Origin of the sequence: Streptomyces sp. NBC_01089 (assembly GCF_045162975.1) — a bacterium.
Lineage (GTDB): Bacteria > Actinomycetota > Actinomycetes > Streptomycetales > Streptomycetaceae > Streptomyces.
In genome coordinates this window covers 835935-860697 of record NZ_CP108660.1, presented here as the reverse complement: position 1 = coordinate 860697, position 24763 = coordinate 835935, and the positions used below count along the sequence as shown (strand labels likewise).

The following is a 24763-nucleotide window of genomic DNA, read 5'->3' as shown; positions in this document are numbered from 1 at the left end:
AAGGAACCCGCCACCATGAAAGCCGTACTGCCCCCGGCGTCACCCACCAGCACCCGTGCCCCGGTCGTGCTGGGTGAAGCACCTGAACCGGAGCCCCGGGACGACGAACTGGTGCTGGCTGTCGAGGCGTACTCCGTCAATCGCGGCGAGACCTTCCAGCTCGACGGACAGCTCGACCGTCGCTGGCCCGGATGGCGGCCGGGCAAGGACGTTGCCGGCACGGTGCTACGAGCCGCCGCCGACGGGACGGGGCCCATCGCCGGTACCCGCGTGGTCGCCCACCCGCCCGCCTACGGGTGGGCCGAGCGTGTCGCCGTGGCCACTGCGCATGTCGCCGAACTCCCGGACTCTATCGACGCGGTGACCGCCGCGGCGCTCCCGCTCGCCGGCATCACCGCACTGCGCCTGCTGCGTGCGGCGGGTCCGGTCGCCGGCCGGCGCATACTGCTCACCGGAGCGAGTGGGGGAGTCGGCCACTACGTGACGGAGCTGGCGGCATCCTCCGGTGCGGCGGTGACCGCGGTCAGCGCGACCGCGGACCGTGGCGCGCGGCTGCTGGAACTCGGAGCGGTCGAACTGGTGACCTCGGTCGAGGAGGCACTGGGCCCGTTCGACGTGGTGCTGGAGTCCGTCGGCGGAGCCTCACTTCCCGCCGCACTGTCCCAACTCGCCCCGGGCGCACTGCTCGTGTGGTTCGGCCAGGCCGGCCGCACTCCGGTGACCCTCGACTTCTTCGACTTCTTCAAGGGCCCCCTCCAGGCCAGGATCGCCCACTTCGACTACACCTCGTCCGACGCGCCGTACAGCGATGACCTCGCCACGCTGGTCCGGCTGGTCTCCGCAGGACGGCTGCATCCGGAGATCGGCACCGTACGGGACTGGTCGCGTACGGGTGACGTCATCACCGAGCTGCGCGAGCGACGGGTGCGGGGCAACGCGGTTCTGACAGTGGGCTGACCGGCTGACCGGCTGACCGGCTGACCGCCCCGCACACCGCCGAGTCGCCGGGGTTGCCGGCCGGACGGTTGGGTACTGTCCGGTGCGGCCATGATGTGCTCGGTCCAGGGGTGGGTGGTGTCGTGAACGGGTTCGGCGAGAGTGCGCGTTCCGTGTGGTCGGGGCGGGCTGTTGCGTACGCGGAGTCCTTCGCCGCGTTGTGCGCGTATCCGATCGAGCAGTTGCTGGACGCTGTCGGGGCCGGTCCCGGTGTCCGTCTGCTGGATGTGGGCACCGGGTCGGGAAACGTCGCCGCGGGGGCGTGCGCGCGGGGTGCCCGGGTCAGTGCGGTCGATGCCGAGCCGGGGATGGTGGAGTTCGCGGCCAAGGCTGTGCCCGCCGCTGATGTACGTGTCGCCGAGCTGCCCGTTCTGCCCTTCGACGACGACGCCTTCGACGGAGTGACCGCCAACTTCGTGCTGGACCATGTCGGCCGGCCGCGGGCCGCGCTGGCCGAGTTGGGCCGGGTGACCAGGCCGGGCGGACGGATCGCGGTGACCATGTGGTCCGTGCCGGCCGGGGCCGGGCGGGACCTGCTGGTACGGGCTACGGAGGCCGCCGGTGTGGAGCGCCCGGCCCACCGGACCGTGCTGGCGCCCGAGACCGACTTCCCGCGTACTGAACAGGGGCTTGCGGACGTGATGTTGGCAGCCGGGCTCTCCGAACCCTCGTGCCGGACCGTCGCCTGGGACCATCGGACATCCGTGCAGGAGTGGTGGCACGGTGCGGCATCGGGTGTCGGCTTCACCGGTCACCTCATCGCCGCCCAACCGGCCGGGATCAGGGCGGAGATCAAACGGCAATTCGACCTGCTCAGCAAGGAGTTCACCGGCTCTGACGGCCGGCTCGCCCTGCCGCACAGGGCGCTGCTCGCCTGCGCAACAGCCTGATCTGCTGTCTGCTGTCCGCTGTCCGCCGTCCGCTGTCTGCTGAGAACGACAACGACGCCGAGGTCCGTCGCCTTCTGGATGTGAGTTCGCTGCGCGGGAGTGTTATGTCCGAGTATCGTCCAGTGCGTCGGGGTGGTTCGCCTCTGGCGGGGCCCGTGGTCGGTACGGACGTGAGGAGCGCGGATGGACGGGGCGAAAGCACTGCGGGCGGGCGCGGTCGCGGCCCTCGTTGTGGGGCTGGCCGTGGGCTGTTCGGCCTCGGAGAGTGGCGGCTCGGGCCGCTCGGTCCTGACCGGCGAGGGCGGGGCCGCGGGCCGGGTCCTTGCCGTGAAGGTCGACAACGTACGCGCCGCCCGGCCGCAGACCGGGCTCAATGACGCGGACCTCGTGTACGCCATCGAGGTCGAGGGCGGGCTCTCGCGCCTCATGGCCGTCTACGACAGCAGCCATCTGCCGCCGACCGTCGGGCCCGTCCGCAGTGCGCGGGAGACGGACCTCCAGCTCCTCCAGGCTTACGACAAGCCCGCACTCGCCTTCTCCGGTGCCCAGAGCATGCTGCTCCCCGTGCTGAAGAGCTCGGACATCGTCACCAGAACCGGCACCGGTGCGTTCTTCCGGGACCCGGACCGGCCGGCCCCGCACAACGAGTACGTGCACACGAAGGGGCTCGCCGACGGCGCCGGTACGGCCAAGGACATCGGGCTGCGCTTCGCCGCGAAGGTCCCCGGCGGCGGGCAGTCGGCGGGCGTCACGTCGGCCTCCATGCCCGCCGCCAGGTTCACCTTCACCTGGGACGCGCCGCGCTACCGGGTCGCCATGGACGGTGCGGCATCGCCCTGGACGGCCGACAACGTGATCATCCAGCGGGTGAAGGTCGAGGAGTCACGCTTCCACAGTCGCACGGGATACGTTCCGTTCTCCCGGACCGTCGGCAGTGGCTCCGCGGTCGTGCTGCGTGACGGGCGGTCGTACGGCGTGCACTGGAGCAGGCCCGCTGCGGACGCCGGGACGACCTATACGTACCAGGGGCGGACCCTGCCGCTGCGGCCCGGCCGGACCTGGATCGTCCTCGACCCCGGCTGACGGAGCGGACAGAGCAATCGGAGCTGACGGCCGTGTTGGTCGTGTTGGCCGCCTCGGTCATGGCGGCCGTGTCGGCCATGTCGGCCGTGCTGCCCGGCAACGATGTCAGCCGGCTCCGCCCGGCCGGCTGTCCGTGGTGCCCGCGGTGTCCACCGGTGTCGTGACGCCGAGCAGTCGGTTCGCCGCCGACCGGGCCGACGCCAGGGCCGCCCTGCGGTCCGCGTCCCGCTGGCCCAGTGCCACCCGGGTGCTCAACCCGTCAAGGAGCGCGAGGAGTTCACCGGCCCGCGCCGGTACGTCGTCGATCGCGAAGCGCTGCTGCGACGCGCCCTTCGCCAGGACCGCTTCGAGGTCCTCCTGCCAGCCGTGGTCCAGCTCCTCCTGGGCGGCGCGCAGCTGTTCGTTCGAGCCGGCGCGCGCCCACAGTTCGATCCAGAGCATCCAGCGCGGATCCCGCGGGCCGTTGGGCAGATACAGCTGGAGGAAGCGGTCGAGCAGGCGCGTGGCCGCCGTCCGGCCCGCGAGCAGTGCCCGGCGCTCCACGGTGAGCGCGTCCTCGCTCCACCGCAGCGCCTCCAGCAGCAGCCGGTCCTTGCTGCCGAAGTAGTACAGGATGTGGCCGCCGCTTGTCCCCAGCCGCTCGGCCAGTGCGGACATGGTGAGCGCGGCGAGACCGTTCTCGGCGATGGCCGTCATGGCCTCTTCGAGCATCCGGTCCCGTGCGATCTTCCCGTCCTTGCGATGTGCCACTTCCGCCCCGCTCACGCTGGTCTGCTCCGGACGCTGTCGAGCCTATCCCCGACCTGTGAGATCAATTCGGCCGGAGGTCTTGACGTGCCGCCGGTGCGGGGCGCATCTTGAATGCCGTTCTAACACTTAGAACGGCATTCAAAGTATGGATGCGGAATGCGGAGGCTCGTATGGCGCGACAAGCGACGGACGTCACCGACCCGAGCGCGCCGCCGGGCGCCCCGTCGAGTGCCGCGCGGCCGGCCGGTAGGGGGACCGGCGTCAGCAGTGACGAGGTCTTCCAGGTCGAGACGCACGGCATCGACCCGATCCCCGACGAGGAGCGGCACGGCAGCGCCAAAGACCTCTTCTGGCTCTGGTTCGGCTCCAATCTGACCTTCACCTACGTCATCAACGGCGCCCTCGCCGTCAGTTTCGGGCTCTCCTTCTGGCAGGCCACCGCCGTCGTCGTGCTCGGCGGGCTGACCTTCTTCGTCATCAGCGCCGCCGGACTGAGCGGCATCAGGACCGGCACCGCGACCCTGGTCATCTCCCGGGCCTCCTTCGGTGTCCTCGGGAACTTCCCCGCCGGTCTGCTCAACTGGGTCGTCTCCATCGGCTACACCATCGTCAACACGGTGGTCGGCACCCTCGCCCTCGAAGCGCTCTTCGCCGACCTCGGCTGGCACGGCGGCGGTGACGCCGCCAGGGCGCTCGCCTTGGTGATCACCCTCGCCGTGACGTTCGCGGTCGCCATGTGGGGCCATGCCACCGTGCAGTTCGCCGAGCGCTGGATGGCGTACGTGCTCGCCGCCGGGTTCGGTGTGCTGCTGGTCTTCCTGCTGCCGGGCGCCACGACGGGCGCCGCCTCCGGCGGTACGCCCGGGTTCTCCGGCTGGACGCTCGCCTTCGTCGTCATGCTGGCGGGGCCCTTCTCGTATCTGCCGATGCCCGCCGACTACACCCGCTATCTGCCCCGCGAGACCTCGCTGCGCTCCATCACCTGGAGCGGCGCGCTCGGCGGTCTCATCTCCTCCGTCGCGCTCGGTGTCGCCGGTGTCGCGGCCGCCACTCAGGCCGACATGACGGACGCCGTGGCCGGGGTGGAGAAGCTGCTGCCCGGGTGGTTCCAGCCGGTCTTCCTGCTGCTCGTACTCGGCGGTTCGGTCACCAACTCCATCCTGACGCTGTACTCCTCCAGCCTGAACCTCCAGGTGCTCGGCATCCCGTGGAGCAGGGCCAAAGCGATCATCGTCAGCGTCGCCGTGACCGCGCTCGGCTCGCTCGGCGCGCTCTTCCTGGTGGACTTCACCGAGTCCCTGCTGAGCTTCCTCTCCCTGCTGATCATCGTGTTCGCCCCGTGGGGCGGGGTCTTCCTCGCCGACATGCTGATACGGCGCTGCCACTACGACACCCGGTCGCTGCACGCGGGACGCGGAGGGGCGTACTGGTATCGCGGCGGATTCCATCCCGCCGGGATGGCCGCCCTGGTCTCCGGTATGGCCTTCGCCGCACTGACCTGCAACTCCGAACTGTGGACCGGGCCGCTGGTCGCGCCACTCGGCGGTGGTGACCTCACGCTGCTCGGCTCGGTCGTCTCCGGGCTCGTCTACTGGGCCCTGACCCGCCGCAGGCTGCGTACAGCTCCCGCCGGCAACTGACTGACCGGTACGCGTACGGCCCGCACCACCTGAAACGGCCGCATCGTCCGCACCACCTGTACCGCCCGCATCGTCCGCACCACCTGTACCGCCCGCACCATCCGCTCCACCCGTACTACCCCAGGAGTCCGTCCCTCATGACCCGCACCACCGCGCCCGCCGACCTGGTCCTGCGCAACGCCCGTATCCACACCGTCGACCCGCGGCTCCCCGCCGCCGAGGCGCTCGCCGTACGCGACGGCCGTATCGTCTGGCTCGGCCCCGACGCGGAGGCGGCCGCCTGGGCGGGCGACGACACCCGGATCGTCGACGGGGCCGGCCGGCTGGTGCTGCCCGGTTTCATCGATGCCCACAACCACGTACGGCTCGGGTCCGACGACGCCTGCGTCCAGCTCGCCGGAGCCCGTACGCTCACCGAGATCCACCACCGCATCACCGCCTGGTGCGCCGAGCACCCGGACGCCGAGTGGATCGAGGCCGAGGCGTTCGACTACTCCGCGATCCCGGACGGCCGGATGCCGAACGCGGCCGACCTCGACCAGGTCACCGGCGACACCCCGGCCTTCGTCCTCAGCTACGACGTCCACACCGCATGGCTGAACACCGCGGCCCTGCGCAGGCTCGGCGTCAGCAGGGAGACCACCTCGCTGCCGTTCGGGCGGGCCGAGACCGACCCGGCCACGGGCGAACCCACCGGATTCATCAAGGACTTCGCGGTCAAGGGGCTGTCCCGCGACGGACACCGGGCGCTGCGCGAGCTGGGGGTGCCGTGGGCCGCGTCCGACCGCCAGTACGGCCGGCTCGTCAAGAGCCTCGACGACGCGATCCGCTTCGGCATCACCACCGTGGTCGAGCCGCAGAACTCCCTGGACGATCTGGAGCTGTTCACCCGCGCCCGCACCGAGGGCCGGCTCCGCTCGCGCCTCGTCGCCGCGCTCTTCCACCCGCGCGGCACCACCGACGCCGACCTGGACGACTTCGCCGCGACCGCCGCCCGCTTCAACGACGACCGGATGCGGGTCGGTCCGCTCAAGCTCTACATCGACGACGTGGTCGAGCCGCGCACCGCCGCCCTCCTGGAGCCGTACACGGGCTGCGGCAGGCACCGGGGCGACACCTTCTACCCGGCGGAGGAGTTCGCCGGGCTGCTCGCCAAGCTGGACGCCCGGGGATTCCAGTGCTTCGTGCACGCCACCGGCGACCGGGGCATCCGCACCGTACTGGACGCCGTCGAGCACGCCGCCGCGGTCAACGGACGGCGCGACGCCCGCCACCAGGTCGTCCACGTCGAGTGCCTCGACCCGCAGGACACGGCACGCTTCGCGGAGCTGGGCGTCGTCGCCTGTATGCAGCCGAGGCACTGCGCCCCCGAGATCGCGGGACCCGGCCAGGACTGGGCCGAGAACATCGGCTCGGACCGCTGGCACAAGGCATGGCCCATGCGCAGCCTGCACGAGGCGGGCGCGGTGCTGGCCTTCTCCAGCGACTGGAACGTGGCCGAGATGGACCCGCTCATCGGTATCTACACCGCGGTCACCCGCCGTCCGCTCGGCGGCGGCGAGCCCTGGCAGCCCGGCGAGACGGTGGACGTCGAGACGGCCGTCCACGGCTACACCATGGGTTCCGCCTACGCCAACTTCCTCGAGGACGAACGGGGTTCGCTGACCGTCGGCAAGCTGGCCGACTTCACCGTGCTGTCCAGGGACATCCTGCGGATCAGCCCGGAGGACATCCCGGGTACGGAGGCCGAGCTGGTCGTCGTCGGCGGTGAGGTGGTCGCCGGTACCGGGGCCTGAGCCCCGGGCGTACGGTGGCGAGGAGACCGTCCGTGACCTGCGGGCCCACCGGATCCTGGAAGGAACCAACGAGATCATGCGCGTCACCATGGCCCGTGGGCCGAGGCAGGTGTTCCCGTGACCGCCGGCGAGCAGCATGTGCTGCTCCGTACCGAGGGCCGCGCGGCCCACATCACGCTCAACCGGCCACGGGCGCTCAACGCCCTCACCCACGCGATGGTGCGGCGCATCGACGAGGCCCTGGCGGCCTGGGAGAGCGACCCGGCCGTGGAGACCGTGATCATCACCGGTGCCGGGGGCCGTGGCCTGTGCGCCGGTGGTGACATCCGGTCCATCTACGAGGACGCGCGCGCCGGAGGCACTGCCTCCTTCGGCTTCTGGCGGGACGAGTACCGGCTCAACGCCCGTATCGCCCGCTACCCCAAGCCGTACGTCGCCGTGATGGACGGCATCGTGATGGGCGGCGGCGTCGGCGTCTCGGCGCACGGCAGCGTCCGTATCGTCACCGAGCGCTCGCGGATCGCGATGCCCGAGACGGGCATCGGCTTCGCACCTGACGTGGGGGGTACGTATCTGCTCGCCCTCGCGCCCGGTGAACTCGGCACCCACCTCGCCTTGACGGGCACTCAGGTCGGTGCGGACGACGCCCTGTTGTGCGGGCTGGCCGACCACTTCGTACCCTCGGACGACCTGCCCCGGCTGCTGGCCGGCCTCGCCACACAACCGGTCGGGGACGCGCTCCGGCCGTACGCAGGTGAGCCGTCGCCCGGTGAACTGGCCGGGGACCGGGCGTGGATCGACGACTGCTACGGCGCCGACACCGTCGAGGAGATCGTCGCCCGGCTGCGCGGCCACGGTGCGGCCGCCGCCCGGGCGACGGCCGACACCCTGGCCGGCAGATCGCCCACGGCCCTCAAGGTCACGCTCGCCGCGATGCGCAGGGCCCGGCGGCTCGGCTCGCTGGAGCGTGTTCTGGAGCAGGATTACCGGAGTTGCTGCGCCGCGCTCGCCTCGCACGACCTGGCCGAGGGGATCCGCGCCCAGGTCATCGACAAGGACCGCAGCCCCCTCTGGAAACCGGCCACCCTGGCCGAGGTCACCGGCACCGAGGTGGCGCGCTACTTCGCCCCACCCGCCGGGGAGGAGTTCCGGCTGGCCACGGCCCCATAGCAGGGGGCGACCCCGCCACCCGGGCACTAACTCCGGGCGTGCAAGGTGTGCGCGAGCGCGCTCATGCTGATGTCGACCACGGTGCGGAGCTGCTGCCGGCTCGCCCTGGTCCTGCTCATCACGGCCAGTGCCTGGTTGACCCCCGTGAGGTGAACCGCGAAATCGTCGGCATCGTCCTCGGTCAGTTGCGCGGCCTCCAGGGCGGTCCGCAGCCGCGCGCGCTGAAGGCCCAGGGCCTCGACGGCGCGGGCGGCGATGGCGGGGCCGAGCACCGGTGCCGCCATCGCGGTCTGGGCGATCAGGCATCCATCAGGTACGTCGGGGTCGGCGATGCGCCGCAGGGTGACCTCGAAGAACGCCCGTACCGCCTGGAGCGGCTCCTCGGACGCACACGACAGCGCCTGGTCGTACCTGCCTCCGTACCGCGCGGCGTAGCGGTCCAGGCAGCGCAGATAGAGCGAGTCCTTGTCGCCGAACGAGGAGTAGAGGGAACTTCGGTTCAGCCCGGTCGCCCTGGAGAGGTCGTCGAGAGACGTGTCCGCGTATCCGGCCCGCCAGAACTGGACCATCGCCGCGTCGAGCGCGACGTCCATGTCGAACTGCTTCTTCCCGGCCATCACGCATGCACCTCATTTCTGGATCAGCCGCTGCGGCCCTGCCCATCCTACCCATCTTGAACTAGTCAGTCCAAGATGGGTTAGGCTCTGCGGCATGTCCGACGACGCCATGGCCACGAACCACTCCCCTGACCGGAAGAACCCGCTCCCCGGGCTGCCGCTGCACGACCTCGCGGGTTTCACTCACCGCTGGGTCGACGCGGACGGAATCCGGCTGCACGCCGTGGAAGGCGGCCGGCCCGACGGCCCCACCGTCGTCCTGCTCGCCGGTTTCCCGCAGACCTGGTGGGCCTGGCGAAAGGTGATGCCAGGGCTTACCGAACGATTCCGTGTGATCGCGATCGACCTGCCGGGGCAGGGGCACTCCGACCGCCCTCGGAGCGGCTACGACACGCACACCGTCGCTTCGCGTGTCCAGGCCGCGCTGACCGCGCTCCATGTGCCGAAGTACTGGCTCGTCGCCCACGACATCGGGGCCTGGGTCGCCTTCTCGCTGGCCCTGAAGTATGAGGAGCGCCTGCACGGTGTCGCTCTACTGGACGCCGGCATTCCCGGAATCACCCTCCCGGACTCCATCCCGACGGACCCCGACCGGGCCTGGAAGACCTGGCACTTCGCGTTCCACCTGGTGCCCGAACTGCCCGAGACTCTGCTCACCGGGCGCGAGCGTGCCTACGTCGGCTGGTTCCTGAAGGCCAAAGCGCTGTCCCCGGACGCGTTCGACGACGCCGAGATCGACCATTACGCCGCCGCCATCGCGGCCGAGGGAGGACTCCAGGCGTCTCTCGCCTACTACCGCGACGCCGCGGAATCGGCCCGCAAAAACCATGAGGCTCTCGGGCGGGGGCACTTGAGCATCCCGGTGCTGGGAATCTCCAGCTCCCACGGCTCGATCCCCGACATGGCCGCCTCCATCCGCCCATGGGCGGAGAAGGCGACGGGTGTCTTCATCCCGGAAGCCGGACACTTCATTCCCGACGAGCAACCCGACGCGACTGTTGAGGCGTTGACCGCGTTCATCGACCAGGAGCGTGCCGGGCAGTAGTGGGAATGCCGAAGCCCTCACCGCGCACATCGAGGGCCGCGCTGCCCGCCGGCTCTCGGCCCCCACGGCCGAGAACCTCACCCTCCACCGGAGCGTCGACCCCACCGTCCTGGTCACCGAGATGACCGTCCCGGCGAGGGCGCACCCGAGCGTCCCGTCCGCGTCACCCCTCGCGGAGCAGACCCCGTGCCCATGCCGCCCGGCGCGTCCCGGCCGGATAGGGCAGAAGTGCGGCCATCGACTCGGCCCGGGTCAGCTCCTGTGCGCCTTCCGGTGTCCGGGCGAGCCGGGACAGGGACGCCCCGAGAGCGATCCGTGCTTCCACCTCGGCGAGGCGTTCCCCGGTGCGCCGCGCTCGCGCCACCTCGGCGCGTGCGAGGCGCAGCGCGGTTTCGGCACGCCCCGCCAGGAGTTCCGCCCAGGCCACCAGCACGGGCGCGTCGTCGGCATGTCCGTCCAGGACGCGCAGCGCGTCGTCCGGTCGGCGGGCGGAGAGCGCCAGTTCGGCACGGGCCGTGCGCACCTCGTGCTCCGCCTGCCGGTCCCCGAGCGCGTCGGCGACGGCTTGGGCGCGGTCCAGGAGGGCGGTGGCCTCCGCTGTCTCGCTCAGGAACACCCGCACACGCGCCAGTGTCGTGAGGGCGTACGTGAGGCACCAGGCGTCGTACGCCTCCGCTCCCGCCACTGCCTGTTCGGCGAGGGCCAGGGCCGGCTCGGGTTCTTCGAGCAGCAGCCGCAGTTCGGCGAGGTTCGCCCGCTCGAAGGCGGCGGCGGTCGGATCACCGGACTGTTCGGCCAGGCCGAGCGCGCGGGCCCCGATCTCGACGGCCTCACACAACCGGCCGGCCCGCCGGGCGTTTTCGCGCAGCGTCGACAGGACAGATCCGAGCAGAGTCGGATCCCCGTACGCCTCGGCAGGTGCGAGCGCTCTGTCACCCGCCTCGCGTGCCTGGTCGAAGTGGCCGGCGAGTCCGAGGTTGGCGGCTTGCAGGGCGTAGGCACGGGCCACCAGCCCCTGCCCCCGCACGCCCGGCATGCCGCGTGCGGCCGCCAGGGCATCCCGGGCGGCTTCCGCCCCTGCCGCGTAACGCCCCTGGACACAGCGGACGACGGACAGGGCGAGGAAGTGGCCGGCGGCCGGTTCCGGCGCGGTGTCCGCCGTCACCGGGTGTTCCCGCAGAGTCCGGCGGCCGGCCCCGGATGCGCTCGTCTTGACGAGTGTCTCGGCCAGCAGCGCTGCCGCGAGGACCGCGTGGTCGTGGTCGCCGCGCCGCTCGAACTCGGTCAGGGCGATACGCACCGTGCCGACCGCCTGCTCGAAGTGGCCCATTCTCCGCAGGACATGCGCGTGTGCCAGCCGGGCGCGAGCCGCGTCGACATCCAGCCGGGCCACCAGGTCCTGGTAGTAGCGGTCGGCGGTGTCGTTGGCGTACAGGGCCGCGGCACGCTCAGCGGCCCGGCGCAGATATTCGGCCGCGCGCGGGTCGTCGGCGCGAGCGAAGTGGGAGGCCAGGGTGTCGACGGCGTCGGGCCTGCGGCGCTGCACCGCCTGCGCGAACGCGGCGTGCAGTTGCCTGCGGCGGACCACGGTCAGCTGCTCGTAGCAGGTCAGCCGGACCAGCGGGTGCCGGAAGGCCACCCCTTCCTCGGGCCGCCCGGCCACCACGACATGGCGTTCCTCGACGAGCGAGGCGGAGATGGCCTGCTCCAGCGCGTCGGCCGCCGCAGCACCGGACACCGGCGGGTGCAGCCCGTGTTCGGCGACGTCGAGCAGCTCGGACAGCGCGGCGTCGCCGCCGGCCACGGAGAGTGCCTCGACGATGCGGCGGGCGTCCGTGCCGAGCCGTACGAGCCGGTCGGCCACCAGTTCCCGCACACCGTCGGGGGCGAGGCCGCCGCTCTCCTCGTCGGCCAGGCCACGAGCGAGTTCGAGGGCGAACAGCGGGTTGCCGAGGGAGAGTTCCCACACGCGGTGGATCCGCTCGCCGCGCGATACGTCCGCCGCGGCGTCGCGCACCATCGCCAGGCACGCTTCCCTGTCGAGCCGCGCCAACACCTCCCGTACGGCGAGGCGCTGGCGCACCAGCGATGCCAGGGCCGAGCGGCGTGCATCGCCCTCGGGGAGTTCCTCCTCGCGGTACGTCACCAGGAACCGCACCGACGCCCCCCGCTCCACGGCACGTCGGGCCAGATGGCTGAGCAGTTGGTAGGAGCCCGTGTCGGCCGCGTGCAGATCGTCGAGGACCACCAGCACCGGGCGCAGCGCGGCCAGGTCACCGATCAGCGCGGTGCTGCCCCGGAAGAGCCGGTCCCGCTCCTCCTCCGGGCTGCGCTCGCCCGACGTCCCCACCTGCCCGAGCGACGGCAGGAACGAGGCCAGTTCGGGGTACTCGGCGCCGGCCCTGGCGCGCTCGGCCGCGCTGTGTTCGGCGAGCCAGCCGTCCAGCGCCTCCGCGAAGGCGCCGTACGGGGTGTGCCCCTCCGCGTCCTGGCTGCCGCCCCACAGCACGGCGGTGCCGACCGCGGTGGCACGCCGCGCCACCTCGCTCACCAGGCGGGTCTTCCCCACCCCTGCCTCACCGCTGAGCAGGGTGACCGGTGGCCCGTCCGCCGCGAGGAGCCGTTCGAGCGTGGCGGCGCGGCCCCGCAGCGGGAGCGCGGTGCGGGCGGCCCGCAGGGGTGCCGGGAGCAATGGGGCCGCGGGGACGGGTGTGGGGGCGGCGGCCAGCGCGGCCTTGTGCAGCCGCTCCGTCTCCGGACCCGGCCGTACCCCCAGCTCCGCGTCGAGCATCTCGCGGCACACGTGGTACTGGTGCACCGCGCGCCTGCGCAGTCCCTGGCGCAGCCAGGCGTCGATGAGGACGCGGTGGGCCAGCTCCTCGGCGGGGCTGGCCGCGAGTACCTGCTCGGCGGCGGCCACCGCGTCGTCGGCTGCGCCGCGTTCCAGGTGCTCCTGGGCGAGCCGGAGCAGCAGCTGCTCGCGCAGCAGCGTGAGCTGTCCGCGCCGTTCGTCGGCCCAGCTCGCATAGCGGTCCTCCGGCAGCATCTCGCCGGCGAACCGTCGCAGGGCGCCGGACAGTTCGTCCACTCCGCCGTCGGCGAGTGCCGCCCGGGCCGACGTCTCGGCGTCGTCGGCGTCGATCCACACCGTCGATGGGCCGAGGCACAGGAGCGTCCCGTCGGAGACGAGGTACGACGAGGCGGCGCGCGGGGCCAGCTCGGGTTCCAGCGCGCGGCGTGCCGCGTGCAGGGCGACACGCAGGCTGCCCGCGGCGGCCTTCGGATCGGCGTCCGGCCAGCAGATGTCCATGGCCTGTTCGCGGTGGAGCCGGTGCCCGGGGACGACGGCGAGGAGTTTCACCAGGGCCCGGGCGCCGGGTCGTGGCCACCGTTCGGCGAGCGCGGGGCCGCCGTCGCGCGTCACTCTGAACCCACCGAAAAGGTGCAGACGCAGCAGCGGTGCGGCCGATGTGCCGCCGTCCGGGAGTTGCGCGTCCATGAAGGCGCACTGTAATCGAACATGCTGAGGGCCCCCCGGGCGAGGCCCGGGGGGCCGGTGGATCAGGTCAGCACCGGCTCAGGAGAGCTTGTACGTGCCGACCTGATGGATGCCGTTGTCGGTGGACAGGTAGCGGCCGCCGAGGTCCTCGGCGATCCGGTCCATTCCGTAGTCGTCGGAGTTGAGCGACAGCACCTCGGTGACGCCGTCGCCGTCGAGGTCGGCGGCCAGGTAGTTGCGGCCGCCGGTGGCGATGGCATCGCCGACGCTGGACGCGTAGGAGTTGGTGGAGCTGAAGATGCTCGGGTCCCAGGCGAAAAGGCCGCCTTCGACGCCGCCGATCAGGAGCTTGCGCCCGCCAGGGCCGGTCGCGAAGGCGGCATTGTGGGACTCGGGCACCGCGAAGATGGTGAAGTCGTCCGTGCCCTCGCCACTGAACCGTCGGAAGGACGACGTGCCCACCTGGTACAGGCTGCCGCTGTCGGTGAAGAAGTCGCTGTGCGTCCACAGCCCGCCGACCGTGGTGGAGTGCACGACCTCACCGGTACGGCCGTCGCGGATCTCCATGTACTGGTGCGGGCCGTCGGCGTCGGTGGAGCCGACGCCGGCCGGCGACTGGATGTCCCACAGGTAGACGACCGCGTGGCCGTCCGCGTACGGGATCTCCTTGGAGGCGAATGTCGCGTTGTACGTGAGGGCCGCGTGGATGACGCCGTCGCTCGACGCGGCCGGAGCCTTGGGCGCGACGTCCCATTTGGCCTTGCCCGTCCTGGCGTTCAGCGCGACCGCGTCCGCGGCCGGGTCGGCCAGGTCGAGCGAGTTCACCTTGGAGTACGAGGTGTAGACACGGCCGTCGAGGACCGACGGGTCGGAGAAGACGGCGTCGTCGCCGATGGCTTTGGGCGCCGCGTACGACCAGATCCGGTGGCCGTCACCGTAGTAGGCGTTGAGTTTGTTCGTCGGGACGAGGATGTCCAGTGTGCCGTCGCCGTCGAGGTCGGTGAGCTTGGCGGAGTGGACGAACCGGCCGCCGCCGTCGATGGTGGCGAGCGTCTTGCCGGTCCTGCCGTTGAGGACGACCACGGCGCTGTCCGCGGCGACGACGATCTCGGGCTTGCCGTCGCCGTTGACATCACCGGTCTCGATGTCGTGCACCGCGCCGGGAACCGTGGCCTGCCACAGTTTCTCGGGCTTGCCGGCGGCCAGCGACGGTCCCGAGTAGGCCCACACGCCGCTCGACGAACCGCCCATGACGACATCGGACTTGCCGTCCTTGTCGAGGTCGGTGGCCCGCGCGTACGAGACGTCCGCCTGCAGCGGTGTCACCGTCTCCTGCTTGCCGTTGCCCAGCTTGAAGGTGCGGACGTTCTGGCTCTGGTCGACGACCCGCAGATGGGTACCCCGGTCGTCACTGAAGACGTCCTGGTACATCGGAGCGGCGTCGGTGCCCTTCTCCCGCCACTTGACCGCGCCCTTGCCGGAGAACACGGTGAGCGTCGCGTAGCGGCCGCCGCCCGCGTTCTGGGACGTGCCGAGCTTCTCGTCGTCCTGCGCGGCGGTGACGAGCTTGCCGCCGACCACCTGGAGGTTCCAGATGCTGGGGCCGTCCTCGGAGTTGGCCGCGTCACGCTTCACCGTGTCCGACCACAGCGACTTGCTGGGGTCGGCACCGTTCAGCACCCGGACGGTGCTGGCGTTCACATACAGGTCGCTGTCCAAGGAGGATTCGGCGACCGCGTACTCGTCGCCCGCCCTGGCCGTGAGGTCACCGATGGTCAGCGCGGTCGGCACCACGTTGATCCGGCTGTCCAGCGTCGAACGCCGGCCGGTCTTCGGGTCGTACGACGCGATCTCGTAGCGCACCCCGTCGGTGGAGTCGGCCTGCTCGACGGCGACGATCCGCTTGCGGCCCGTGTCCACCCGGATCTGACGGCTGTAGAGCATGCTGTCGGTCTGCCAGGTGACCGACCCGTCGGCCGTGTCGAGGACGAGGGTGCGGCCCCGGCCGTCGGCGGTGGCGGTCTTGGCCAGATCCCAGGAGACGACGGTCCTGCCCTTGCCGAGGGCCTGGATGTCACCCCAGTTGACCATGGCGCTCTGACCGGTGTCGTACGTCCAGGTGTCCGCAGGGGCCAGCGCGCCGTCCGCGTGGGAGAAGCGGATGCCGGACAGCTTCGCCGTGTCGGCGGCGGGGGCGTCCTGGCTCATCCGGGGTGCGTCGGCGACCAGCAGTGTGCCGTCGACGATCTTCACCATCGACGCGTAGTCGTACAGCTTCGACCACAGCGTCTTGCCGGTCGATCCGTCGAGCACGGTCACGAACGTGCCGCTGGGCAGCGACGAGCCGGGCGAGGTGAACGGACGGTAGGGCACCGCGCCGACGCTCGCCGTGAAGACGATGTCGTCGACACCGTCACCGGTCAGGTCTCCGGTGGAGTATCCCGAGTCGGAGTTGGGCGAGAACGGCGAGACCGCGTTGTAGCCCATGAGGATGCGGGCCGGGTACGGCTCGGTCTGGTACACGCGCTGCGGCTTGACGCCCCAGTCCGTGTAGAGCGAGCTGTTGGTGCGCTCCCACTTCGAACTGCCGTCGGCGGCGTGGCGCTGCACATTGCCCAGGCTGTGGACGGTGAAGTAGTCGCCGTTCTTGCCGACGGGCACGGTGGCGCCCATACCGCGCACGCCTTCCAGCGTGGACTTGGCGGTGAAGGTGACAGGGGTGGAGGCGTCGCCGGTGGAGGCGCCCGCCGTCTTCGGGCCGGCGGCCGTGCCTTTCGCGCTGTCGGGCGCGGCGGCTGCGTCGGTCGTGCCGTCGGCCTTCGAGCCGTCCTTGGCGTCCTCGTACGGGTCGAGAGTGACGTGGGCGGCCAGTGTCCTGGCCTCGGCGCTGGTCAGTTTCATCCCCGAGCCGCTGTCGTCGGCGGCCAGGGCCTGCGGGGCTGCGCTCAGGCAGAGCCCGGCGGCGACCAGGGCGGAGGCGAGCTGGAGGGCCCGCCGCGAGTGGTGGGCTCTCATCACTTGGCTCCCTGGGTGAAGCGGATGGCCGAACCGTCGGCGATGACCGACTGGTTGTACGCGTACTGGAGGGCGTCGGTACCGGCCTGGTTCTGGATGCCGACGGTGGCACCCTCGCCCCGGTCGGCGAGCGACTTGTACTGCAGGGTCACGGCGCCGGTGGCCTCGTCGAAGACAGCCTCGAAGGTGGCGCGTCCCGACGTTCCGTTCGCGTAGGCGGCGTTGTTCCAGACGATGGCGAACTTGCGGCTGCCCTTGGTACCGGTGGTGGCCGTCTGCACGGAGGACTTCTTGTCGAGGGTCAGATCGTCCCAGAGCGGGGCGACGAAGCCGTTCGGGCTGTTCGCGCCCGCGGTGGGCAGCGTGGTGTTGCTGTAGTCGCCGACCCGGGAGGACAGGAAGTTCACCAGGCCGTCGGTGGTCACCGACGCGGTGGAGTAGGAGACGCCGTAGTGCTTGACCGGGAAGGGCAGCGCGACCTTCGCGGAGTCCTCGTCACCGCTCAGGGCGACCTTCTTCGTACCGGCGATCCAGGAGTACGTGGCCGGGGCGCAGGCGTTGCCTGCGGTGTCCGAGCGGGCCGGCACCCGGACGTCCTCGGTGAGGTCGGCGGCGACGGTGAGCGAGCCCGTGTAGACGCCGTTGCACAGGACCGGTGCGGCGGGCTTCACCGTGAGGGTGTAGACGCCTTCGGCTACCTTCGGCAGCGTGTACGTGCCCTGGGCGTTGGTGGTGACCGGGGCGACGGGCGAGCCGGTCACTTCGACGGTGGAGCCGGGCAGGGGCTTGCCGGTGGCGTCGAGGACGGTGCCGGTGACCTGGTGCGAGGGGACCGAGGACAGCGTGGTGTCCTGCGTCAGGTCCTGGTTCTCGGTGATCTCGACACCGGTGACCTTCGCGTCGGCGTAGCCGTAGCCGCTGAGCGCGAAGTCGTACGTGCCCGGGTTCAGGGCCAGCGTGTACGTGCCGTCGGTGCCGGTGGTGACGGTCCGGGTACCGGTGGTGGCGTTGGTGGCCCTGACGGTGATGTTGGCCAGCGCGGCGCCGGTGGACTTGTCGGTCACCTTGCCGCTCACGGTGCCGGCGGTGTGCGGCGCCTTGTCGATGGAGGCGAGGATGTCGAGCTTGCCCTGTCCCCAGACGTTGTTCATGTCGGCGGTGCCGCCGCAGTGGGTGTCGTCGACGTCGCGGGCACCCTCGTTGAGCAGCTCACGCGTCTCGTCGATGTTGCCGATCAGCGACGGGGCGGCCGACCACAGCAACGCGACCGCGCCCGCGACATGCGGGGTGGCCATCGACGTACCGGACTCGGTGTTGTACGAGGAGCCGGGCCAGGTCGACTCGACCGCGACGCCGGGCGCCGAGATGTTCGGCTTCGCCGAGCCGTCGACCAGCGACGGTCCGAAACCGGAGAACGAGGCGATGGTGCCACTGGAGTCGTACGCGCCGACGCCGTAGGAGGTCTCCTGCGAGCCGGGGGCGTGCGCGGTGGAGCAGGTCACACCGTCGCCGTCGTTGCCGGCCGCGAAGGCCTCGAAGATGCCGGCGGCGTTCCAGGACTCGACGATGTTCTGGTAGAACGTCGTGTCGTCACCGCCCCACGAGTTGTTGACGATGTTCGGTGCCAGATCGGGGCGTGGGTTCTGGCCGTTGTGGTCGGTCGGCGCGAGGATCCACTGGCCGGCCGCGAGCAGGTTGTCGTCCGAGCACTGGTCGGACTCGCAGCCCTTGGCGGCGATCCACTTGGCATTCGGGGCGACGCCGATACCGTGCTTGCCGACCATGGTGCCCATGGTGTGGGTGCCGTGGCCGTTGTTGTCGCACGGGGTGCCGTCCGACGGACAGGTGCCCGAGGGGTCGTAGAAGTTGTAGTCGTGCGTGAACGTGCCGTCGCCGTTGTTGCCCCGGTACTGGGCCACGAGGTCGGGGTGGTCGTACTGGACGCCCGAGTCGACGCTGGCGATCACGATGCCCTCGCCGCGGGCGCCGTACTTGTCCCAGACCTGATCGGCCTTGATGTCCGAGACGCCCCACTCGGGGGTGTCGTCACCGTTCGCGGAGGAGTCCGTGCGCGACTTGGTGATCTTCGTGTCGGCGGTCCGGACATCGTCGAGCTTGTACTTCTGCTCTTTGACGATGGACGCGACGTCGGACCGCGCGGCCAGTTCGTCGACCAGGTCCTGATTGCCGGTCACTTGGACGGCGTTGGCGATCCAGTAGTCGGTGTGGCCGGCCTTGTGGGCGTCGAGGAAGGAGTTGATCGACTTCTGGCTGGTCCTGGCGTGCGCGGTCAGCGCACTGTAGGCGGCCTTGGCCTTCGACGCGTGCGTCTTCTGCTTCCGGGCGCCGGACAGGTCGGCCTGATCCTTCAGAACGACGAAGAAGGAGGCGTCGCCGCCCTTGGCCACGGCGGCGGAGAGGGCGGAGTCGACCTTGGCCGACGGGGTGGGGCCGGCGGCGGCCGCGGGCAGCGTCGCGGTCAGCAGGGCGGCCGCGGTGAGGGCGGCCGCCGCCCAGACCGCGCGTCTGCGCCGGGGCGGTGGGGGCAGGTGCATCGAGGGCTCCTCCAGGAACGGTACGGGGGAGCCCGGACGCTAGACAGCCGCCGTTACTCGGGCATTACAGGGCTCTCGGCAGACCTGGCCGCCGATGAAAGACCGCCGGCCGTCCCGCCTCATGACGCTGGGCCCGCTCCGGAGGGGAGCGGGCCCAGCGAGGGCTGACGGGCAGCTGTGTCGTCACGTGTCAACGCGCCTGACCATGAGGGGCCTTGAGGGGCCTTGAGGGGCCTTGAGGGGCCTTGAGGGGTCTTGAGGACACTCAGGGTGTTCAGGGCGTGACGATGGCGAAGTCGGGGTCGGGGTCGGTGAGGTAGCTGAGGAGCTCTGTCATCTTGCTCGCGTCGCCGCTGATCTCGACGCCCGGGCGGGCCGTCAGCTCGTCGGGGCTCATCGTGCCGAGGAGCAGCGAGCGCAGATCCGCCTCGGTGAGGGCGACCTCGGCCTGCGGGTCGGGCGTGGCGGGGCCGTGGCCGAGTGTGTGGACGAGCACGCCGTTGTGCAGATGCAGGGTGACGGGGTCCTGGCCCGTGATGTTCCACCGCAGGGCGATGTCCGCGTCCCAGGCCCGTGGGCCGTCCACGCGGATCGCGAGGGCGTCGAAGAGCTGATCCAGCGTCAGCGCGGCGAACATGTCGGGGGACGTGGTGGCGGTGGGGGTGCCGACCGGTCCCTGGCGCAGTTCGAGGGTTCCGGTGAGATAGAAGTTGCGCCAGGTGCCGTTCTCGCTGCCGTAGCCGAGCTGCTCCAGTGCGTCCGCCTGCAGTTCGCGGGCGCCCGAGTGGTCCGGGTCGGCGAACAGTACGTGATTGACGACCTGGGCGGTCCAGCGGAAATCGCCGTCGGCGAACGACTGCCTGGCCCGGCGCACGACTTCGTCGGCGCCGCCCATGAACTCCACATAGCGGCGGGCGGCCTCGGTCGGCGGATGCTCCCACAGGTGGGCCGGGTTGCCGTCGAACCAGCCCAGATAGCGCTGGTAGATCGCTTTGGTGTTGTGGCTGACCGAGCCGTAGTAACCGTGGGTGTGCCAGGCACGTTCGAGGGCGGGCGGCATCCGCATGGCTTCGGCGATCTCCAGAGCGGTCAGCCCCTGGTTGAGCATGCGCAGTGTCTGGTCGTGCAGATAGGCGTACAGGTCACGCTGCTCGGACAGGAACCGTGTCAGGCGCTCCCGGCCCCATACCGGCCAGTGGTGCGAGGCGAAGGCGATGTCCGACGCTCCGGCGAACAGCCCGATCGCCTCCGTGAGGTAGCGCGCCCAGACGCGGGGGTCGCGGACCTCGGCGCCGCGCAGGGTGAGCAGGTTGTGCTGGTTGTGGGTGGCGTTCTCGGCCATGCACAGGGCGGCATGGTCGGGGAAGTGGATGTTGAGCTCGGCCGGGGCTTCGGTGCCGGGGGTGAGCTGGAAGACCATGCGGATGCCGTCGACGGTCTCGGTCTGTCCGGTGTGGGTGATGTCGAGCGTCGGCGGGATCAGGCCGACCGCGCCGGTGGACAGGGTGAGGCCGAGACCCGCGCCGATCTGGCCGCGGTCCCCCTTGGGCAGGGCGGCGCCGTACGTATAGGCGGCGCGCCGGTTCATGGCCGTGCCGGCGTAGACGTTCTCGCTGACCGCGTGCTCCAGGAAGCCCTGGGGGGCGAGGACCGGTACGCCGCCGTCGATGTCCTGGCCGGTGACGACGCCGCGCACACCGCCGAAGTGGTCGGCGTGGCTGTGGGTGTACAGGACGCCTGTGACGGGGCGGTCGCCGCGGTGCGCGCGGTACAGGGCGAGTCCGGCTGCGGCGGTCTCGGCGGTGAGCAGCGGGTCGATGACCAGGATGCCGCGCTCGCCCTCGACGAACGTCATGTTGGAGAGGTCGAAGCCGCGGATCTGGTAGATGCCCGTGGTCACCTCGAACAGGCCGTGGTCGGCGCAGAGCCGGCTCTGCCGCCACAGGCTCGGATTCGCGGTGTCCGGGCAGTCCTGGTTCAGGAATCCGTACGCGTGGAGGTTCCACACGGTGCGCCCGGTGTGGTCGGCGATCAGGTTGTCCCCTGCCGTGCCCATGAAGCCGCGCTTGGCGTCCTCCATGTCCTGCCTGTCGTCGAACGGCAGCCGGGTCTTGAGAGCCTCGTTGGCGGCGGCGATCGTCGGCTGCGCGGGCTTGGGGTCGGTGTGCTGGGACAACTGAGATCTCCCTTGCTGAGGGTTGGGCCGCTCGCAGGGCCGGCGCGACCACCTCCACTCTCGGCGGGGCAGTGGCCTCGCACGAGTGCAGGCGCGTCGTCCGAGGCGGTACGCAGGGGCCGCGCGGCCCGGGATCTCGGGCGAGGCGGTCTGTGCCGGCGGGCTCCGGTGCGGGCATCGCCTCGGCGGAACCTTCGGGTCCCCGGGGAGGCCGGACGGGTGATACGTCACTCGTGGCGGGGCCCGTGAGGGACCGACAGCTCGGCCGGGCTGCGTAGCGGCGACACACCTGTCTGGCGGAAGGTGCGCCCAGTGCGTCGGGCGGAGCGGTCTCATGCGGCCATGCCGAAGACTCTCCCCGCTTCGCCGGGGAAGCGGCAGCCTCCGTCGTAGGGCGGCCGGGCACAGGCGTCATCTCCCCAGGCGCACGGGAGGTCTCCGCCGACCGTTCGCCTGGGGCCGGCCCCCTCCCGACCGGGGCGAGGCAGGCGGGGACCCTCACTCGTGTGGGTCCCGTCAGGTCGCAGTGTGCGGTGGTCTCGCGGAGCCTGGGGAGCGTTCGGATGACGGGAGGCGCTATGGCTCGGCGGACTGTTCCACCAGTTCACCCGAGGAGCGGGAGCACGATCGTCGGTACCGGGGTGAGCCGCTGGTGCGGCCGGGCCGCGTGGTGCCGTGGGTGACGCGGTCGGACAGATGCTGGCGTCCGCCGTCGGGATCGCCATCAGCCCGCTGCCGCTGATCGCGGTGATCCTCATGCTGGCCACGCCGCAAGGGCGGGCCAACGGTACGGCGTTCACCGCAGGTTGGATCGTGTCGTTGGCCGCACTTGTCACGGTCGTGGTGCTGGCGGGCTCCGGGGGAGACGCTTCGGAGGGCGCCGGCGGGCCGGGGCGCTGGACGTACTGGCTCAAGCTGGCGCTCGGGATGGTGTTCCTGGTGCTGGGTGCCGGTCAGTGGCGCGGGCGCCCGCGCGAGGGCCAGGAGGCGGAGCCCCCGGGGTGGATGCGGGCCATCGACCGTTTCTCTCCCGTGAAGTCCGCCGGCCTGGCGGCGGGACTGGCGGTCGCCAACCCCAAGAACCTGGTGCTTGCCGTGGGCGGGGGCCTCTCCATCGCCGCCTCAGGAGCGAGTCCGGGCGGCAAGGCCGGCGCCGCCGTCCTGATGGTGCTGATCGCGTCGCTGTGCGCTCTGCTGCCGCTGGCTACGTACCTCATCGGCGGTCACCGTTCCGAGGCCGTGCTGGGCGAGTGGCGTACGTGGATGACCCGGCACAACTCGGCGATCATGACAACGGTGCTGGTTGTTCTGGGCGCCAAGTACGTCGGTGACGCGATCAGCGGTCTCACCCGGTGACCCCGCACAGGAGGGCGCCCGCGGCCGCGGCCGCGGCATCCGGGAGAGGTCACTGATGTCCGAGGACGAAGAGGACGCCTCCGGATCCGGACCCTGGTGGCAGCGGGGCGAGGAACCCGACTACCGGGCGACCATGGCCAACGAGCGGACTCTGCTGGCCTGGTCGCGTACCGCGCTGGCGTTCCTGGCCGCCTCTTTCGCCGTCGTCAAACTCACCGACATCACACCCCGCGCCCTGCGGCTGGCGCTGGCCGGCTATCTCATCGCTCTGGCGAGCGGTGTCACGGTCACCGGATACATCCAGTGGCGCACCCGCCAGGACCGGATGCGCCGACGGCAGCCGCTGGGCCGCATCGTCAGCCCGCCCGCTCTCTCGGCGGCCATGCTGCTGCTCGCCGGTTTCGTCGTCGCGGTCATCGTCTTCGCACCATGACGAGCCGCAGGAGACCGAAGACCGTCCGCAGACCTCGATGACGGAGGGGAGGTGGACCAGTGGCCGAGTGGCCGCACGCGCTGGTCCGTATGCGGTCGCTGCTGCACGCCACGGGCCGCGGCGACGTGCTCGGAGCGCTGACCGCGTGGGCCCTGATCGTGCCGGAGTGCGTGGCGTACGCGCAGATCGCCGGTGTGCCCCCGCAGAACGCCTTCTACGCTGCCCCGGTCGCCCTCATCGGGTACGTCCTGGTGGGCCGTTCGCGGTTCCTGATCATCGGGGCGACATCCGCGGCGGCGGTGCTGTCCGGTGCGACGGTCGCCGATATCACCTCGGACCCGAAACGGGCTGTGGGCCTGTCGGCGGCGCTCGCGGTGATCGCCGGCGGTGTGCTGCTGGCTGCGGCGCTGGCCCGGCTCGGATTCGTGACGAACTTCCTCGCCGAGCCGGCGCTGAACGGATTCCTGTTCGGGATGGCCCTGACCATCGTGGTCCGCCAGGCCGCGAAGATCGCCGGAACGTCCAGTGGTGACGGGCAGTTCTTTCCCCGCCTGTGGACGCTGCTGCGGCACCTGCCCGACTGGTCGCTCGCCTCGCTGGCGACGGGCGCCGTGGCACTGGCCGCGCTGCTCGCTCTGGAAAGGTATGTGCCGAGAGTTCCCGCGTCGCTCCTGGTGCTGGTCGCGGCGTTGGCGGTGTCCGCCGCGACCGGGCTGGAGCACCATGGCGTGGCGGTGGTGGGGAGGATTCCATCGGCCGTGCCGGTGCCTCACCTTCCGGGGATCCCGGCCGCCGACTGGTGGCGGCTGGCAGGCGGTGCCTGCGGGGTGTCGCTGGTGGTGTTCGCGGAGGCGTTCAGTATCGCCTCCCGCTTCGCGCGCGAACACGGTGACGAGGTGGACGCCGACCGGGAGATGGCCGCCGTCGGATTCGCGAACATCTGCGTCGGATTCTTCCGCGGCTTCACCGTCTCCGGCAGCGCCTCGCGCAGCGCCGCCGCAGAGGCCGTCGGCGCCCGCTCCAGGGCCACCTCGGTGATCGCCGCCGCGCTCATCCTGCTCACAGGTGTCTTCCTCACCCCGCTGTTCACGGATCTGCCCGAGCCGGTGCTGGGCGCGATCGTGATCGTGGCCGTCCGCGGCTTCCTGTCCGCCGTGCAACTCCGCCGCTACGCGGCGGCCGACAGGGCGAGCCTGTGGGTGGCGCTGACCGCGCTTGCCGGGGTGCTGCTCTTCGATCTGCTGCCCGGCCTGCTGCTGGCGGTGGCACTGTCGCTGGTGCTGTTCATCGCCTCCGCGAGCACCACGCACGTGGCGGTCCTGGGCAAGCTGCCCAACAGCCCGCTGTACGGGGACACCGCCCAGCACCCGGGCGCGACCGCCGTTCCTGACGTCCTCGTGGCCCGCCCCGACGGTGCACTGTTCTTCGGCAACGCCGACCGCACCCGTAAGGCCGTGCTCGCCCTGACAGCGGCAGCGCAGCCACCACCGCACAACGTCGTCCTCGACCTCAGCGCGACCTACCACCTCGGTGTCCCGGTCCTCGACACCCTGGACGAACTGCGCGACGCGCTGAAGCGGCGGGGGGCCGCCCTGCACCTCGCCCGGCTGCGCGAGGCGGCCCGTCACAACCTCGACCGTCACCGCCTGGCCACCCGGCTCGGTCCCGCCGCGCTCCACGCCGACGTCGATGGCGCCGTGACGGCGATCACCGACCCGCCCTCCGAGAGGCAGAAGTGAGCA

16 protein-coding genes and 1 pseudogene are annotated in these 24763 nt (G+C 71.2%); 11 read left to right on the top strand and 6 right to left on the bottom strand.

Annotation, left to right across the window (positions count from 1 at the left end; all coding sequences use genetic code 11):
- The first annotated feature begins 15 nt into the window (after window positions 1-15).
- The 3 genes from OG510_RS03875 (at window position 16) to OG510_RS03865 (ending at window position 2969) form a co-directional block, all read left to right on the top strand.
- Window positions 16-957 (top strand): zinc-binding dehydrogenase, encoded by a 942-nt coding sequence (locus OG510_RS03875; RefSeq protein WP_406135256.1) that lies wholly within the window; start codon window positions 16-18, stop codon window positions 955-957.
- A 122-nt stretch (window positions 958-1079) separates the two neighbouring features.
- The gene (locus tag OG510_RS03870) at window positions 1080-1886 is read left to right on the top strand and encodes a class I SAM-dependent methyltransferase (protein WP_406135255.1); all 807 of its coding nucleotides are present in this window, start codon (window positions 1080-1082) and stop codon (window positions 1884-1886) included.
- A 183-nt stretch (window positions 1887-2069) separates the two neighbouring features.
- Window positions 2070-2969, top strand: coding sequence for a DUF3048 domain-containing protein (locus tag OG510_RS03865; protein ID WP_406135254.1), 900 nt, complete (start codon window positions 2070-2072; stop codon window positions 2967-2969).
- A gap of 105 nt (window positions 2970-3074) precedes the next feature.
- Here the strand turns inward: OG510_RS03865 and OG510_RS03860 are convergent, their stop codons facing one another.
- Entirely contained in the window at window positions 3075-3680 is a 606-nt protein-coding gene (locus tag OG510_RS03860) for a TetR/AcrR family transcriptional regulator (protein ID WP_406142295.1), read from the bottom strand.
- Between the two features lie 209 nt (window positions 3681-3889).
- Here OG510_RS03860 and OG510_RS03855 point away from each other — a divergent pair, with 209 nt between their 5' ends.
- The 4 genes and pseudogenes from OG510_RS03855 (at window position 3890) to OG510_RS03840 (ending at window position 8325) form a co-directional block, all read left to right on the top strand.
- Entirely contained in the window at window positions 3890-5359 is a 1470-nt protein-coding gene (locus tag OG510_RS03855; protein ID WP_406135253.1) for a purine-cytosine permease family protein, read from the top strand.
- 137 nt (window positions 5360-5496) lie between these two features.
- Window positions 5497-7155 carry an amidohydrolase gene (locus OG510_RS03850; RefSeq protein ID WP_406135252.1) on the top strand — a complete coding sequence of 553 codons (1659 nt, stop codon included), beginning with the start codon at window positions 5497-5499 and terminating at the stop codon, window positions 7153-7155.
- 10 nt (window positions 7156-7165) lie between these two features.
- Window positions 7166-7276, top strand: a pseudogene (locus OG510_RS03845) (acyl-CoA dehydrogenase family protein); the annotation flags it as partial.
- Window positions 7273-8325 (top strand): enoyl-CoA hydratase/isomerase family protein, encoded by a 1053-nt coding sequence (locus OG510_RS03840; protein ID WP_406135251.1) that lies wholly within the window; start codon window positions 7273-7275, stop codon window positions 8323-8325. The pseudogene OG510_RS03845 and the gene OG510_RS03840, both read left to right, overlap by 4 nt.
- 26 nt (window positions 8326-8351) lie before the next feature.
- On the opposite strand, the gene OG510_RS03835 is transcribed toward OG510_RS03840, so the two are convergent.
- The gene (locus tag OG510_RS03835) at window positions 8352-8942 is read right to left on the bottom strand and encodes a TetR/AcrR family transcriptional regulator (protein ID WP_406135250.1); all 591 of its coding nucleotides are present in this window, start codon (window positions 8940-8942) and stop codon (window positions 8352-8354) included.
- Between the two features lie 94 nt (window positions 8943-9036).
- On the opposite strand from OG510_RS03835, the gene OG510_RS03830 reads away from it, so the two are divergent.
- Window positions 9037-9987: an alpha/beta fold hydrolase gene (locus OG510_RS03830; RefSeq protein WP_406135249.1), complete on the top strand. Its 951-nt coding sequence runs from the start codon at window positions 9037-9039 to the stop codon at window positions 9985-9987.
- Window positions 9988-10150: 163 nt separating this feature from the next.
- Here the strand turns inward: OG510_RS03830 and OG510_RS03825 are convergent, their stop codons facing one another.
- From OG510_RS03825 to OG510_RS03810, 4 genes are all read right to left on the bottom strand, one after another.
- Window positions 10151-13486 carry an ATP-binding protein gene (locus OG510_RS03825; protein ID WP_406135248.1) on the bottom strand — a complete coding sequence of 1112 codons (3336 nt, stop codon included), beginning with the start codon at window positions 13484-13486 and terminating at the stop codon, window positions 10151-10153.
- A gap of 78 nt (window positions 13487-13564) precedes the next feature.
- Window positions 13565-16501 carry an FG-GAP repeat domain-containing protein gene (locus OG510_RS03820; RefSeq protein ID WP_406135247.1) on the bottom strand — a complete coding sequence of 979 codons (2937 nt, stop codon included), beginning with the start codon at window positions 16499-16501 and terminating at the stop codon, window positions 13565-13567.
- Complete coding sequence (locus tag OG510_RS03815) at window positions 16501-19056, bottom strand: S8 family serine peptidase (protein ID WP_406135246.1); 2556 nt, start codon at window positions 19054-19056, stop codon at window positions 16501-16503. The genes OG510_RS03820 and OG510_RS03815 overlap by 1 nt, the downstream gene beginning before the upstream one ends.
- 274 nt (window positions 19057-19330) lie before the next feature.
- Entirely contained in the window at window positions 19331-21232 is a 1902-nt protein-coding gene (locus OG510_RS03810) for an alkyl/aryl-sulfatase (protein ID WP_406135245.1), read from the bottom strand.
- 675 nt (window positions 21233-21907) lie between these two features.
- Here OG510_RS03810 and OG510_RS03805 point away from each other — a divergent pair.
- From OG510_RS03805 to OG510_RS03795, 3 genes are read left to right on the top strand one after another with little or no spacing between them, the layout of a single operon-like run.
- Entirely contained in the window at window positions 21908-22588 is a 681-nt protein-coding gene (locus OG510_RS03805) for a GAP family protein (protein ID WP_406135244.1), read from the top strand.
- Window positions 22589-22643: 55 nt separating this feature from the next.
- Window positions 22644-23021 (top strand): DUF202 domain-containing protein, encoded by a 378-nt coding sequence (locus tag OG510_RS03800; protein ID WP_406135243.1) that lies wholly within the window; start codon window positions 22644-22646, stop codon window positions 23019-23021.
- Window positions 23022-23080: 59 nt separating this feature from the next.
- Complete coding sequence (locus OG510_RS03795; protein WP_406135242.1) at window positions 23081-24760, top strand: SulP family inorganic anion transporter; 1680 nt, start codon at window positions 23081-23083, stop codon at window positions 24758-24760.
- The last annotated feature ends 3 nt before the right edge of the window (window positions 24761-24763 follow it).

Coding starts and splice junctions, on each gene's coding strand:
- OG510_RS03875 (WP_406135256.1), top strand. CDS start 16: ATGAAAGCCGTACTGCCCCCGGCGTCACCCACCAGCACCCGTGCCCCG.
- OG510_RS03865 (WP_406135254.1), top strand. CDS start 2,070: ATGGACGGGGCGAAAGCACTGCGGGCGGGCGCGGTCGCGGCCCTCGTT.
- OG510_RS03860 (WP_406142295.1), bottom strand. CDS start 3,680: ATGCTCGAAGAGGCCATGACGGCCATCGCCGAGAACGGTCTCGCCGCG.
- OG510_RS03855 (WP_406135253.1), top strand. CDS start 3,890: ATGGCGCGACAAGCGACGGACGTCACCGACCCGAGCGCGCCGCCGGGC.
- OG510_RS03850 (WP_406135252.1), top strand. CDS start 5,497: ATGACCCGCACCACCGCGCCCGCCGACCTGGTCCTGCGCAACGCCCGT.
- OG510_RS03835 (WP_406135250.1), bottom strand. CDS start 8,942: ATGGCCGGGAAGAAGCAGTTCGACATGGACGTCGCGCTCGACGCGGCG.
- OG510_RS03830 (WP_406135249.1), top strand. CDS start 9,037: ATGTCCGACGACGCCATGGCCACGAACCACTCCCCTGACCGGAAGAAC.
- OG510_RS03825 (WP_406135248.1), bottom strand. CDS start 13,486: ATGGACGCGCAACTCCCGGACGGCGGCACATCGGCCGCACCGCTGCTG.
- OG510_RS03820 (WP_406135247.1), bottom strand. CDS start 16,501: ATGAGAGCCCACCACTCGCGGCGGGCCCTCCAGCTCGCCTCCGCCCTG.
- OG510_RS03815 (WP_406135246.1), bottom strand. CDS start 19,056: ATGCACCTGCCCCCACCGCCCCGGCGCAGACGCGCGGTCTGGGCGGCG.
- OG510_RS03800 (WP_406135243.1), top strand. CDS start 22,644: ATGTCCGAGGACGAAGAGGACGCCTCCGGATCCGGACCCTGGTGGCAG.